The following is a 15,528-nucleotide window of genomic DNA, read 5'->3' on the forward strand; positions in this document are numbered from 1 at the left end:
TGGGGGTCAGCGGGCCGGGGCCAGGGCGCCCAGACGGTGTGCCACGGCGGTGCCGATGAGCGCCGCCGGGGCCGGCCGGAGCATCTGCTGGTGGCCGCAGGGCACGTCGTGGACCTCGGCGGGCCGGCCCAGGTACGGCTCCCAGCTCTTGGCTTTCAGGGCGCGCTCCTCCGCGGTGAGCCCGTCGGCGGCCCGGAACAGCGTCATCGGGCAGCCGTCGAAGTGGTCCGGGGTGTGCCGCTGGACCAGTTCGAGGTGGTTGCGCATGACCGCGAGCAGCCGTTCCAGGGTGGCCTGGCCGAGGCCGGCGAGCGGGCCGCCGGTGCGCTCCAGGTGGGCGGCGACGGAGGGCGGGTCGAGCCGGTCCAGGCCGGTGGTGCCGACGCCGGCCTCGGCGAGGAAGTCGGCGAGGAACTCCTCGTCGGTGGGGTGGACGCCGCGCCCGTCGTCCGGGTAGGCGTCCAGGTTGGCGAGGTAGGCGACCTCCTCGCCGGCCGTGTGCAGGCGGGCGGCGATCTCGTGGGCGACGATGCCGCCGTAGGACCAGCCGAGCAGGTGGTAGGGGTCGTGCGGCTGGAGGGCGCGGATCCGCGCCAGGTAGTCGGCGGCGACCTCGCCGATGCTGCCGGGCAGCGGCCCGTCGTCCGCGAGTCCGCGGGCCTGGAGGGCGTACACGGGCTGCTCGGGGCCGAGGTGTTCGGCGAGCGCGGCGAACGGGATGCCGAAACCGAGGCCGCCGTGCACACAGAACAGCGGCGGCCGGCCACCGGTGGCACGGATGGGCAGGACGGGCCCGAGCAGGTCGAGCGTGGCGGGCATCTCCGGGGCGCGGTGCCGTCCGGTGACGCCACTCCCCGCATGTACCTCCCGTGTGCCCCTGGCGGGCGCGGCGGGCATCTCCGGGGCGCGGTGCGGCTCGACGGCGCCCCCTTCGGCGACAGCCCGCCCGGCAGGCACCTCCGACATGCCACCGTCAGGCGCGGCGCTCGCGGCCGGTGCCTCCAGAGCCCGGTGCTGCTCGGCGGCGCCCCCCGCAGGAGCCTCCCGCGTGCCCCCGACCGGTGTGGCGGTTGCGGCCAGGGACTCCAGGGTGCGGTGTTCGAAGACTGCGGCGAGGGTGATCGGCAGGCCGGCCCGGGTCGCGGTGTTGACCAGCTGGATCGCCTTGAGGCTGTCCCCGCCGAGTGCGAAGAACGAGTCGTCCGGTCCGGCCGGGCCGCCGAGCACTTCGGTGACGGCCGCGCACAGCCGCCGCTCGGCGTCGGTGCGGGGCGGGCGGGCCGTGCCGGAGCCGGCGGGCCGGTCCGGGGCGGCGGGCAGGGCGGCCACATCGAGCTTGCCGTTGACGGTCATCGGCAGTTCCGGCAGCGGGACGTACGCGCCCGGCACCATGTAGTCGGGCAGGGTGCGGGCCAGGTGCCGGCGCAGCCGGGCCGGCTCGGGCGCGGGCTCGCCGGGGACGGGGACGACGTAGGCGACGAGCCGGCCGGCGGAGGCGAGGACGGCGGCGCGGGCGACGGCCGGGTGGGCCGTCAGGTGGCGTTCTATCTCGCCGGGTTCGATGCGGTAGCCGCGGATCTTCACCTGCTGGTCGGCGCGGCTCAGGTAGTCGATCCGGCCGCGGGCGTCCCAGCGCACCAGGTCGCCGGTGCGGTACATGCGCGCGCCGGGCTCGCCGTACGGGCAGGCGACGAACCGGCCGGCGGTCAGCGCGGGCCGGCCCAGGTAGCCGCGGGCGAGGCCGGGCCCGGCCAGGTACAGCTCGCCGACCACGCCCTGCGGCACCGGTCGCAGCGCCTCGTCCAGGACGTAGGCGCAGGTGTCGCCGATGGGCAGGCCGATGGGCACACCGGCGGGGGCGTCGGTGGCGTCGGCGGTGTCCTGGCGGGTGGCGAAGGTGGTGGCCTCCGTGGGGCCGTACACGTTGTGCACGGCGGTGTCCGGCAGGGCGGCCCGGAGCCGGTCGAGGTGGTCGCGGGAGTGGGCCTCGCCGCCGGTGAGCAGGGCCCGCAGCGGGGCCAGGGCGCGCGGCCGGGTGTCGGCGACGGCGTTGACGAACTGGGTGGTGAGGAAGGCGACGGTCACCCCGGCCTGCCGCAGGAACGCCCCGAGCGCCTCGGGGTCCGCGGGCCCGGGCGGGCAGACGGCGAGCCGGGCGCCGTGCGCGAGCGGGGCCCAGATCTCGAAGGTGGAGGCGTCGAACGCGACCGGCGCGAAGTACAGGAACGTGTCGTCGGCGGTGAACCGCAGCTCGGGCAGGGCGTGCACGAGGCGTACGGCGGACCGGTGGGAGACGGCCACGCCCTTGGGCCGGCCGGTGGAGCCGGAGGTGTAGATGACGTAGAGCAGGTCGTCGGGGTGCGGTGCGGGCACGTCCGGTGCGTGGTCGGGCAGGGCGGCCAGGGCCGCCCGGGTGGCGGGCGTGTCCAGGACGACCGGCTCGGTGCCGGGTCCGGCGGCCTCGGCGCAGCGGGCGGCGAGGGAGTCCTGGGTGAGCAGCAGCCGGACCCCGGCGTCGGCGAGCATGTCCCGCATCCGCTCGGCCGGGTAGGCGGGGTCGAGCGGCAGGTAGGCGGCGCCGGCCTGGGCGATGGCGAGCAGCGTGGTCACGACGGCCGGGCCGCGTTCCAGGCACAGCGCGACCACGTCGCCGCGGCCGACGCCCCGGGCGGTGAGCAGGTGGGCCAGGCGTCCGGCGGCGCGGTGGAGGTCGGCGTAGCCGGTGTGGACGAGGTCGCCCGCCGGGTCCCGGTGGACCAGGGCGACGGCGTCCGGGGTGGCGGCGGCCCGCCGGGCCACGAGTTCCGTGACGGTGGTGGCCGGGGTGCCGGTGCGGCGGGTGCCGCGGGCCAGCAGCGCGGCCCGTTCCTCGGCGCCGAGGAGGTCGAGCCGGGACAGCGGGCGGTCCGGGTCGGCCAGGGCGGCGTCGAGCAGCCGGACGCAGGCGTCGGCGATGCGCCGGGCGGTGCCGGGTTCGAACAGGTCGGCGCTGTACTCCAGGGCCAGCTCCACGCCTTCGCCCGCCTCGGTGAACTGGAAGAACAGGTCCCATTTGGCGGTGGCGGACGGCACCTCCTCGGGCCGTACGGCGAGTCCGTCCCGGGCGGCGGGCGCCTCCTGCTGCTGCTCGAAGGCGAACATCACCTGGAACAGCGGGTGCCGGGCCGCGGACCGCTCCGGGGCGAGCGCCTCCACCAGCTTCTCGAACGGCACGTCCTGGTGCTGGTAGGCCGCCAGGTCCCGGACCCGGACCCGGTCGACGAGTTCCCGCAGGCCGGGGTCGCCGCCGGTGTCGGTGCGCAGTACCAGCGTGTTGACGAACATGCCGACCACGTCGTTCAGCCGTTCGTCGCCGCGGCCCGCCACGGGGGTGCCGAGGGGGATGTCGGTGCCCGCGCCGAGCCGGGTGAGCAGGGCGGCGAGCGCCGCCTGGAGCACCATGAACGGGCTGACGTTCCACTCGGCCGCCCGCCGCCGCAGCGCCGCGGCCGGCCGCTCGGGCAGGGCGGCGCGCACGACGCCGCCCCGGTGGCTGGTGCGGGCGCCGCGCGGGATGTCGCGGGGCAGCGGAAGTTCCTCGGGCAGCCCGTCGAGCGCCGTCCGCCAGTAGGCGAGCTGGCGGGCGAGTTCGCTGTCCGGCCGGTCCTCGTCGCCGAGCAGCTCGCGCTGCCACAGCGTGAAGTCGGTGTACGTCACCGGAAGCGCCGGCAGTTCGGGCGCGCGGCCGGCGCGGCGGGCGGCGTACGCGGCGGTCAGGTCCCGGACGAGCGGGGTGAGGGACCAGCGGTCGCCGGCGATGTGGTGCAGGACGAGCAGCAGGACGTGCTCGTCCTGGCCGAGCGTGAACAGGCGTGCCCGCAGCGGGATCCCGGTCTCCAGGTCGAAGCCGCGGGCCGTCTCCGCGGCGAGCGCGGCGGGCAGCCCGGCCTCGGTGACGGTGCTGCTGGGCAGGGGCACGGGAGCGTCGGCCGGCGCGAGCACCCGCTGCTCGGCCGGGCCGACGCTCACCGCGGGACCGGTGCCGGGAACGGGGGGTGTCCCGGCACCGGGGTCCGGGGCGGCACCGGGGGCGGTGCGCGCCGGGAACACGGTCCGCAGCGCCTCGTGGCGGGCGACGAGGTCGCGCAGCGCCGCGTGGAGCGCGGGGACGTCGAGCGGGCCGGTGAGCCGGACCGCGAGGGGGATGGCGTAGAGCCCGCCGGGCGCGCCGAGCCGCTCGATGAACCACAGCCGCTGCTGGGCGTACGACAGCGGGACGACGGCCGGGCGGGGCCGGGCGGTGAGCGGGGGCCGGCCGGGCCGGGCGCCGCGCAGCCGGCCGGCGAGCGCGGCCGGGCTGGGCGCCTCGAACAGGTCCCGGACCTCCAGTTCCGCGTCCAGTTCGGCGCGGACCCGGTTGACGATGCGGGTGGCGAGCAGCGAGTGGCCGCCGAGTGCGAAGAAGTCGTCGTCCACGCCGACGCGTTCGAGCCCGAGGACGGTGGCGAAGACGGTGCACAGGGCGGCCTCCTCGCGGGTGCGCGGGGCCTGCCCGGAGGTGGTGTAGGCGGGTGCGGGCAGGGCCCGCCGGTCGAGCTTGCCGTTGGGGGTCAGGGGCAACGCGGGCAGCCGTACGACGGCCGCCGGCACCATGTGTTCGGGCAGCCGCTCGGCGGCGTACGCCCGCAGTCCCGCGGCGAGTTCGCGGTCGTCGGGGCCGCCGTCCGGCTCGTGCGGGACGACGTAGGCGACCAGGCGCTGGTCGCCGGGCCGGTCCTCGCGGGCCACGACGGCCACCTCGGCCGGCCAGGGGTGGCCGCCGAGGACGGTGGCGATCTCGCCGAGTTCGATGCGGAAGCCGCGCAGCTGGACCTGTTCGTCGGCGCGCCCCAGGTAGACGAGGGTGCCGTCGGGACGCCAGCGGGCGAGGTCGCCGGTGCGGTACATCCGCTCGCCGGGCTCCCCGTACGGGCAGGCCACGAACCGTCCGGCGGTCAGCGCGGGCCGGCCCAGATAGCCGCGGGCCAGGCCGGGCCCGGCCACGTACAGCTCGCCGGGCACACCCTGCGGCACCGGCCGCAGCGCGCTGTCCAGCACGTACACCCGCAGGTCCGGGATGCCCCGCCCGATGACGCTGCCGTGCCCGGCCGCCGCCAGCTCCCGGTCCAGTTCCTGGTACGACACGTGCACGGTGGTCTCGGTGATGCCGTACATGTTCACCAGGCGCGGGGCGTCCGGGTGCCGGGCGTACCAGTCGGCGAGCCGGCCGAGGTCGAGTGCCTCGCCGCCGAACACCACGTGCCGCAGGGCGAGTTCGCGGGGACGGTCGGCGTCGGCGCGCATCAGCTGGTAGAAGGCGGACGGCGTCTGGTTGAGGACGGTGACCCGCTCGGCCGCCAGCAGGTCCAGGAAGGCGCCTGGCGAGCGGGAGACGTCGTACGGCACGACGACCAGGCGCCCGCCGTACAGCAGTGCGCCCCACAGCTCCCAGACGGTGAAGTCGAAGGCGATGGAGTGGAAGAGGGTCCACACGTCGTCCGGGCCGAAGCGGAACCAGCGGTCGGTGGAGTCCAGCAGCCGGATCACGTTGCGGTGCGGGACGACGACGCCCTTGGGCCGGCCGGTGGAGCCGGAGGTGTAGATGACGTAGGCCGGGTGGTCGGCGGTGAGGGCGGGGTCGGGGGCCGTGGCCGGGCAGGCGGCCAGCTCGGCGCCGGTGGCGTCGGTGTCGAGGTCGACGCGGAGCGGTCCGGGGACGTCCGCCGGGCCGGGCAGCCGGGTGTCCGTGGTGGTCAGCAGCAGCTTGGGGCGGGCGTCGCGCAGGGTGTGGGCGATGCGCTCGGCCGGGTGGGCGGGTTCGAGCGGCAGATAGGCGGCGCCCGCCTTCAGCACGGCGAGGACCGCCACGATCAGCTCGGCGCCGCGCGGCAGGGCGACGGCGACGAAGTCCTCCGGACCGGCACCGCGCGCGACGATCAACCGGGCCAGCCGGTTGGACCGCTCGTCCAGCTCACGGTAGGTGAGACGGGTGCCGCCGGAGGTGGTGACGGCTGTGGCCTCGGGCGTACGGGCGGCCTGGGCGGCGAAGCGGGAGGGGATGGTGGTACCGGGAGTGACGGCTACGGCGGACCGGCCGGAGCCTCTCGTACCGTCGGCGACGCCCTCGGCGATGGGCGCGCGGTCGGGCACGGCGGATCGGCCGAGGGCCGGCGTACCGTCGGCGGCGGACCGGGCGGAGCCCCTCGTCCCGTCGGCGGTCGGCCCGGTGGCCGTCGGGGTGCCGCTCCACTCGGTGAGGATGCGGTGCTCCTCGGCCGGGTCGAGGGCGCCCAGGCGGGCGAGGGGCGCGTCCGGGTCGGCGGCCACCTCGCCGAGGATGCGCACCAGCCGGTCCAGCAGCCGCTGTGCGGCAGCGGTGCCCTCCCCCAGCGCCGATGCCCGGTACGACAGCCGCAGCCCGAGGCTCTCGCCGGGCGTGACGGTCAGGTGGAGGGGGTAGTGCGTGGCCGCGTGCACGCGGGCGGCGGAGACGGTGCCGCCGGAGTGCCGGCGCAGCTCCTCCTCGTCGAGCGGATAGTTCTGGAAGGCGAGGACCGCGTCGAAGAGTTCCCCCTGGATGCCACAGGCGGCCTGCACCTCGGCGAGCGGCAGGTGCTCGTGCGGCATCATCGCGAGCTGCTGCCGGGCCAGGTCCCGGAACAGTTCGCCGGCCGGCCGCTCCGGGCGTACGTCGGCCCGGACGGGCAGGGTGTTGGCGAACAGCCCGATCATCGACTCGACGTCCGGGACCTCGGCGGGCCGCCCGGAGGTGACGGCGCCGAAGACGACGTCCGCGCGCCCGGTGAGCCGGCCGAGCAGCAGCGCCCAGCAGCCCTGCACCACGGAGTTGAGGGTGAGCCCCTGGGCCCGGCTCCACGCCAGCAGCGCGGCGGTCCGCTCGCGCGGCAGGACGGCCTCGGCCTCGACGGGCTGCTCCCCGGCACCGACGGCGTCCGGGGCGACCCGGACGGGCCCGTCGAGCCCCCGCAGCAGCCCGGCCCACGCGTCCCGCGCCGCGGCCTTGTCGCGGGTGCCCAGCCAGGCCAGGTAGGAACTGTACGGCGCGGGCTCCGGCAGAGACTCCCCACCCGATGCGTCGGCGAGGACGGTCAGTTCGCGCACCGCCAGCGGCAGCGACCAGCCGTCGACCAGGATGTGGTGCACGGACCACACCAGCCGGTGGCTGCGCTCGCCGAGCCGGAGGAGGCTGAACCGCATGAGCGGCGGGCGGGCCGGATCCATCCGGCGCCGCCGGTCCTCCCGGGCCAGCCGGTCCGCCGCGGCCGTCCGTTCCCCGGCGGGCAGGCGGGTGAGGTCGTGCACGGCCCACTCGGGGGTCACGTCGTCCTCGCGGAGGACGACCTGCACGGGCTCACCGCTCTTGCGGTGCCGGAAGCAGGCCCGCAGGTTCGGGTGCCGGCGCAGCAGCGCGGCCGAGGCGGCGCGCAGTCTGCGTTCCAGGTCCGCGCCGTCGCCCTCGATGTCGGCGGTGAACTGGAGGAGGTAGTGGTCGGGTGCCGCGCGGTCGTACGAGGACAGGAAGAGCAGCCCCTGCTGCAGCGGCGAGAGCGGAAGCACTGCGCTGATCTTCGACCCGGTGCTGGATTCGGTCACGACAGGTCCTCACTCAACTCAAGTTCCAGGTCGGCGAGTTCTTCGGCGGAGAGAGCGATGAGCGCGTCGGCGGGCTGCGGCGCGGCGGCGGCCTCCTCGGCGGGGGCCTCGGCCGCGGCCCGGGCGAGGTCCAGGACCGTGCGCCGCTCGAAGACGTCGCGGGTGGTCAGCGGGAACCCGGCGGCGCGGGCCCGGCTGACCAGCTGGATGGAGCGGATGCTGTCACCGCCGAGAGCGAAGAAGTCCTCGTCCACGCCGACCTCGGCGACCCCGAGGACGTCGGCGAAGATCTCGGCGAGGACGCGCTCACGGTCGTTGTCCGCGGCCCGCTTGGCCTCCTGCCCTTCCAACGCGGGCTGGGGCAGCGCCTTGCGGTCCAGCTTGCCGTTGGCCGTCAACGGCAGCGAGTCCATGACCAGCCACGACGCCGGGATCATGTACGACGGGAGCAGCCGGACCAGTGCCGAGCGGACCTGGTCGGGGTCGACACCGGGGCCGGTCAGGTAGCCGACGAGACGGGGGTTGCCGGAGGCGTCCGGGAGCACGGCCACCGCCGCGTCCGTCACACCCTCCAGCGAACGGACCACCGCCTCGATCTCCCCGGTCTCGACACGCCGGCCACGGATCTTGACCTGGTGGTCACGGCGCTCGATGAACTCCAGCTGACCGTCGGGGCGCTGGACCACCCGGTCACCCGTCCGGTACATCCGCGCACCCGCGCCACCGAAGGGGTCCGCCATGAACGTCCCCGCCGTACGCGCAGGGTCGAACAGATAGCCGCGACCGACACCCGCGCCGCCGACGTACAGCTCACCGGGCACTCCCACCGGCACCGGCTGCAGCTCGTCCGACAGGACGTACAAGCGCGTGTTGCGCACAGCGGAACCGATCGGCACCCGAGCGCCCAGCGTGTCCCCGGCCCGGATGACCGCGTGCGTCACGTCGTCCGAACACTCCGTCGGACCGTACGCGTTCATCAGCGGAACATGCGGGTACCGCTCGTGCCACCGACGGCACAGATCCGCCGGCAACGCCTCACCGGTGACCATCAGCCAGCGCAGGTCGGGAAGCTGCGGCGCGGTCCCTTCGATGTCCCACGCGTCCAGCGCCGCCCGCAACAGCGACGGCACCACCTCCAGCACCGCCACCCGCTCACCGGCCACCATCGCGAACAACCCCGACGGATCCGCCGCCAACTCCCCCGCGACCCGCACCGTGCCACCCACCAGCAGCGGAGCCAGCATCTGCCACACCGACACGTCGAACGTCAGCGGCGCGTTCTGCACCACCGACTCCCCCGCGACCAGCTCCAGATCACCCACCTTCGCCCACAGGTGGTTCACCATCCCGGACCGCTGCACCATCGCCCCCTTCGGACGACCCGTCGACCCCGACGTGAACATCACGTACGCCAGGTCCAGGCCCCCGCCGAGGGCGGTCGGCAGTGCGTGGTCGGTGAGGGTGTCCTCCAGGACCAGCACGGTGGTGTCGGCGGCGAGTTCGCGGGCCTGCGCCTCGTACGCGCGCCCGACCAGCAGGTGCCGGGCGCCGCTGTCGGCGAGCAGGGACGCGTTGCGGGCGGCCGGGGCCGCCGGGTCGAGGGGCAGATACGCCCCGCCCGCGCCCAGCACGCCCAGGACGCCCGTCACGAACGGCACCCCGGGGTCGGCGAGCAGCGCCACCACCGAGCCGAGGCCGGCGCCGGCGGTGGTGAGGCGGGCGGACAGGCCGCCGGCGCGCTCCACGAGTGCGCCGTAGGTGACGCTGTCCGTGCCGTCGGCCACGGCGACGGTGTCGGGCACGCGGGCCGCGACCGCCCGGACCCGCTCCACGACGCCGAGGCTCTCCTCGGGCAGGCTCGGGTCCCAGGAGCCGAGCAGGCCGCCGAGTTCGCCGGGCTGTCCGGGGCCGGCGAGGGTCGTCGGGGCGGTGATGTCGATCCGGGCGAGCGGCAGGTCGCCGCCGTCGGTGACGGTCCGCAGCAGGTGCCGGACCATGACGGCGATCCGCTCGACGTCGGCGCCGGTGAACAGGTCGGGCGCGTAGTCGAAGCGCAGGGTGAGGGTGTCGCCGGGGAACACCGCCATGCTGAGCGGGTGGTGGCGGGCGTCCAGGGCCTCGGTGCGCAGCACGCGGGGGCCGTCGGTGCCGGCGGCCGGGTCGGCGGCGTCGAGCGGGAAGTTCTCGAAGAGGACGACGGTGTCGAAGACCTCGCCGGACAGGCCCGCCGCCTTGTGGATGTCGGCGAGGCCCAGGTGCTCGTGGGGCAGCAGCGCCGTCTGCTGGTGCTGGATCGTGCGCAGCAGCTCGGTGAGGCGGGTGCCGGGGTGCAGCCGGGCCCGCACGGGCACGGTGGTGAGGAACATGCCGATCATCGACTCGACGCCCGGGACCTCGGCGGGCCGGCCGGAGGTGACGGCGCCGAAGACGACGTCCTGGCGGCCGGTGAGCCGGCCGAGCAGCAGCGCCCAGCAGCCCTGGAGCACGGTGTTGAGGGTCAGGCCCCGGGCGCGGGCCCAGCCGGTGAGGGCCTGGGTCAGGTCGCGGGGCAGGTCGAGCCGCAGGGACTCGGGCAGCACCGGGGCGCGGTCGGGGGCGGCGTCCACGAGGAGGGTCGGACCGTCGAGGCCGGCGAGCGCCTCGCGCCAGGCGGCCCGGGCGGCCGTGCGGTCCTGCCGGGTCAGCCAGGCGAGGTAGGTGCGGTAGGGGACGGGGGCGGGCAGGGTGCCGGCGTCGGTGCCGGACCGGCCGAGCGCGAACAGCTCGCGGACCAGCAGCGGCATCGACCAGCCGTCGACCAGGATGTGGTGACTGGTCCAGATGAACCGGTGCCGGCCCTCGCCGTGGGTGACGAGCGTGAACCGCAGCAGCGGCGGGCGGTCCAGGTCGAAGCGGTGGGCGCGTTCGGCCGCGGTGATCCGGTCCAGCTCGGCGGTCCGCTCGGGTTCCGGCAGGTCGCGCAGGTCGGTCTCCTGCCAGGGGAGGTCCGCGCGGGCCGGGATCAGCTGTACGGGGGCGCCGGCCGGCCGGGCCCGGAAGGAGGCGCGCAGGTTGGGGTGCCGGTCCAGGAGCGCCTGGCCGGCGGCGCGCAGGGCGGCCGGGTCGAGGTCGCCCTCCACCTCGGCGACGATCTGCAGGGTGTAGACGTCGGTGCCGTGGTCGGTCGCCGTGTCGTAGTCGGCGTGGAAGAGCATGCCCTGCTGCAGCGGGGTGAGGGGCAGGATGTCGGCCAGGGCGGTGCCCGCGTCGGCGAGTTCGGCCTCGTACGCCTCGATCTCGTCCTGGGTGACGTCGACCAGCGGCACGTCGGAGGGGGTACGGCCGCCCGCGGCCGGTGCGTGCCGGCCGAGCAGCTCCAGGGCCCGGAACCAGGTGTCGGCGAGGTCCTGGACGTCCTCCTCGGCGACCGCGTTCCCGGCCCACGCCCAGTTGGCGATCAGGTGCGGTCCGTCGTGCCGGTCCTCCGTGGCCGGGGTGACGTCGATGAGGTGCGGCAGCGGCATGCCCGGGTGGGCTCCGGTGCCGACGACGCCGTCCCCGCCGACGGGCTCCCACAGCCGGTCCGCGCGGGCGTCGAAGCGGCCCATGTAGTTGAAGCCGATCTGGGGCCGCGGGTGGCGGGCGAGGACGCGGGCGGCGTGCGGGTTGAGGTAGCGCAGCAGGCCGAAGCCGACGCCCCGGTCGGGCAGGGCGTGCAGCTGCTCCTTGATCCGCTTCAGTACGGCGGCGAGCGCGGGGCCGCCCGCCCACAGCTCCGTCCAGTCGACGGCGCCGACGTCCAGGCGGACCGGGAAGGCGCTGGTGAACCAGCCGACGGTACGGGACAGGTCCAGCTCGTCACCGAGCTGCTCCCGGCCGTGCCCCTCCAGCTCGATCAGGGTCTGCGCGTGGTGGGTGTGGCCGTGCCGGCGGCGCCAGTCCGCCACGGCGACGGCGAGCCCGGTGAGCAGTACGTCGTTGATCTCGGCGTGGAAGGCCGCGGGCACCTCGGTCAGCAGCGGCGCGGTGGCCGCGGGGCCCAGTTCGAGACGGAGGGTGCGCAGGGTGCCGTGGACGTCCTGGGCCGGGTCGGGACGCCGGGTGCCCACCAGCGGGTCGGGGCCCGCCAGCTGCCGCTGCCATACGGCGAGTTCGGCGCCGCGCACCTGGGTGCGGGCCTGCTCGGCGAGGAACGCGGACCAGCCGCGGTAGGAGGTGCCGACCGGGTCGAGCGCCGGGGTGCGGCCCTCGGCGAGGGCGCGGTAGGCCGCTTCGAGGTCGGGCAGCAGCACGCGCCAGGACACACCGTCCACGACGAGGTGGTGGGCGCACAGCACCAGCCGGGCGGTGTCCGCTCCGGGCGGGGCGGCGAGCAGCACGGCCTGGATCATGACCGCGCGGGCCGGGTCGAGCCGGGCGCGGGCAGCGGCGGCCTGCCGTTCGGCGCGGGCCGGGTCGTCCTTGCCGTCCGGTTCGGCGGTGGCGGCCAGCGGCACACCGGCCAGCGCACCGGGGGCGAGGACCTCCATGTGCCACAGGCCGGGTGCCGGTTCGGTGGCCCGGGTGCGCAGGGCGTCATGGTGGTCGGCCACGGCGTGCAGGGCGGCGTCGAGCAGCCCGGCGTCGAGCCCGGCGGGAACGCCGACGACGATGTGCTGGCTGTACTTGACCACCGGCCCGGTGAGCGTGCCGGTCTCCTCGTGCAACTGGGCCATGATCGGGGTGAGTTCGTACGGCCCGACCCCGTCGTCCCCGGTCGGCCCGGCGTGCGCGTCCAGGCTTCCGGCGGCCCGCGCGAGGGCGGTGACCGACTTGTGCTCGAAGACGTCGCGGGTGGTCAGGGCGATCCCGGCGGCGCGGGCCCGGCTGACCAGCTGGATGGAGCGGATGCTGTCACCGCCGAGAGCGAAGAAGTCCTCGTCCACGCCGACCTCGGCGACCCCGAGGACGTCGGCGAAGATCTCGGCGAGGACGCGCTCACGGTCGTTGCCCGCGGCCCGCTTGGCCTCCTGCCCTTCCAACGCGGGCTGGGGCAGCGCCTTGCGGTCCAGCTTGCCGTTGGCCGTCAACGGCAGCGAGTCCATGACCAGCCACGACGCCGGGATCATGTACGACGGGAGCAGCTGGGCCAGCTCGGCCCGTACCCGGACGGCGTCCACCTCGGGGCCGGTCAGGTAGCCGACGAGACGGGGGTTGCCGGAGGCGTCCGGGAGCACGGCCACCGCCGCGTCCGTCACACCCTCCAGCGAACGGACCACCGCCTCGATCTCCCCGGTCTCGACACGCCGGCCACGGATCTTGACCTGGTGGTCACGGCGTTCGATGAACTCCAGCTGACCGTCGGGGCGCTGGACGACGCGGTCACCGGTCCGGTACATGCGCGTTCCGGCGTGGCCGAAGGGGTCGGCCACGAAGGTGCCCGCCGTACGGGAGGAGTCGTGGAGGTAGCCGCGACCGACACCCGCGCCCCCGACGTACAGCTCACCGGGCACTCCCACCGGCACCGGCTGCAGCTCGTCCGACAGGACGTACAAACGCGTGTTACGCACAGCGGAACCGATCGGCACCCGAGCGCCCAGCGTGTCCCCGGCCCGGATGACCGCGTGCGTCACGTCGTCCGAACACTCCGTCGGACCGTAGGCGTTCATCAGCGGAACATGCGGGTACCGCTCGTGCCACCGACGGCACAGATCCGCCGGCAACGCCTCACCCGTCACCATCAGCCACCGCAGATCCGGCAGCTGCGGCGCGGTCCCTTCGATGTCCCACGCGTCCAGCGCCGCCCGCAACAGCGACGGCACCACCTCCAGCACCGCCACCCGCTCACCGGCCACCATCGCGAACAACCCCGACGGATCCGCCGCCAACTCCCCCGCGACCCGCACCGTGCCACCCACCAGCAGCGGAGCCAGCATCTGCCACACCGACACGTCGAACGTCAGCGGCGCGTTCTGCACCACCGACTCCCCCGCGACCAGCTCCAGGTCACCCACCTTCGCCCACAGGTGGTTCACCATCCCGGACCGCTGCACCATCGCCCCCTTCGGACGACCCGTCGACCCCGACGTGAACATCACGTACGCCAGATCCAGGCCCCCGCCGACGGTGGGGAGTTCGGTGGGGCAGGTGAGGTCGGCGGGGTCGGTGAGCGGCAGGGCGGTCAGGTCGTCGCGGGCCTGCGCCTCGTATGCGCGCCCGACCAGCAGGTGGCGGGCGCCGCTGTCGGCGAGCAGGGACGCGTTGCGGGCGGCCGGGGCCGCCGGGTCGAGCGGGAGATAGGCCCCGCCCGCGGCGAGGACGCCGAGCACACCGGTCACGAACGGCACCCCGGGGTCGGCGAGCATCGCCACCACCGAGCCGGGGCGGAAGCCGGACGCGGTCAGGCGGGCGGCGACGCCGGCGGCCCGGGTCAGCAGCTGCCGGTAGGTGACGCGCTCGGTGCCGTCGGTGACGGCGACGGCGTCGGGAGTGCGGGCGGCGACCGCGCGCACCCGCTCCACCAGGCCCTCGTACCCGGCGCGTTCGGCGTCCGGGTCCCAGGCGCCCAGCAGGCCGACCGGCTCGCCGGGGGCGCGCAGGGCGATGCGGGCGAGGGGCGCGTCGGCGGGCAGCGCGGCGAGGTCGGCCAGGAACGCCTCGAACCGGGCGAGGTGCGCGGCGAGGCCGGCGTCGGAGTACAGCTCCGGGTTGCCGTCGAGGTGGATCTCCATCGTGCCGTCGACGGTGTTGAGGACGGTCACGATGAGGTCGTTGACGATGCCGGTGGAGATGTTGACCACCGTGCCCCGGCAGTCGCCGAAGGCCAGCGCCGGGTCCTGGTTGAGGACGTTGATGAAGGGGCCGAAGACCCGCCGGTCGTCGGAGCGCAGGCCGATGTCGCGGCGGATGCGGTCGCCGCGGTACCGCTGGTGCTTGAGGGCGCCGGAGACCTCGGTCCAGGCCTGCCGGAGCAGTTGCCGGGCGGTCAGCTCGGGGCGGACGCGCACGGCGAGCGGCAGGTAGTTGGCGAGCATGCCGGGGATCTCGCGGGCGACGGCGCCGGTGCGGCCGGTCACCGGGAGGGTGAGCAGCGGTTCGGCGACGCCGGTGACCCGCTGGGTGTAGGCGGCCATGGCGCCGACCATGAGGACCGGCAGGGTGACCTTGCCGGCCCGGGCCAGCTCGCGCAGGGCCTCGGTGGCGTGCGGGGTGAGCCGGGTGGTGTGGCGCAGGGCGCTGCGGCCGGGGGCCGGGTCGCGGTCGGAGAGCGAGACGAGTTCGGGGGCCGGGCCGTCGCCGGTGAGGCGGCCGGTCCAGTGGGCACGGTCCCGCTCGACCTGCTTCGACTCCAGGTAGCGGCGTTCGCCGTCGAGCAGCTTGTGGAAGGGCGGGATGGCGTCCGCGTCCAGGGCAGGGTCGTCCTCGCCCGCGGCCAGGCGGGCGTAGAGCGTGGCCAGCTTGGGGTAGAGCAGGGCGCGGCTGTAGCCGTCGGCCAGGATGTGGTGCATGCACAGGTAGAGCAGGTGGTGCTCGGGGCCGAGGGTGAGCAGGGCGCCGCGGAACAGCGGGAAGTCGGTGATCTCCAGGGGTTCGGCGTGGTCGGCGCGCATCCACCGCTCGGCGGCGGCGAGCGGCTCGGGCTCGGTGCTGAAGTCCAGCTTGCGGAGCGGGAGCCGGGCGAGCGGCCGGATGATCTGGCCCGGGGTGCCCGCGTCTTCCACGAACTGCACGCGCAGCCCTTCGGCCTCGTGCCCCAGGCGGCGCAGCGCCCGCTCCAGCAGCCCGGTGTCGAGCGGCCCGCGCAGGTCGATGTAGTCGGCCATGTTGTAGCCGAGCGGTCCGGTGGCGAACTGTTCGTCGAACCAGATCTCGGCCTGCGCCGCGGTGAGCGGGAGGACGGCGCCTCGGTTTGTCGTCATCGCTTTGCTCCCCGTCATT

General features: G+C 75.4%; 2 protein-coding genes. Both read right to left on the reverse strand.

Annotated features, from left to right (window positions below; translation table 11 throughout):
• Nucleotides 1-6: 6 nt before the first annotated feature.
• Nucleotides 7-7,632 carry an amino acid adenylation domain-containing protein gene (locus ABZ937_RS00550; protein WP_361684138.1) on the reverse strand — a complete coding sequence of 2,542 codons (7,626 nt, stop codon included), beginning with the start codon at nucleotides 7,630-7,632 and terminating at the stop codon, nucleotides 7-9.
• Nucleotides 7,629-15,509 (reverse strand): amino acid adenylation domain-containing protein, encoded by a 7,881-nt coding sequence (locus ABZ937_RS00555; protein ID WP_361684140.1) that lies wholly within the window; start codon nucleotides 15,507-15,509, stop codon nucleotides 7,629-7,631. Before ABZ937_RS00555 ends, ABZ937_RS00550 begins: the two co-directional genes overlap by 4 nt.
• Between the last annotated feature and the right edge of the window lie 19 nt (nucleotides 15,510-15,528).

Origin of the sequence: Streptomyces sp. NPDC046727 (assembly GCF_040645635.1) — a bacterium.
GTDB lineage: Bacteria > Actinomycetota > Actinomycetes > Streptomycetales > Streptomycetaceae > Streptomyces.

What these genes read in the sequence shown, in the direction of transcription:
- ABZ937_RS00555 (WP_361684140.1), bottom strand. Translation starts at nt 15,509, where the DNA reads ATGACGACAAACCGAGGCGCCGTCCTCCCGCTCACCGCGGCGCAGGCC.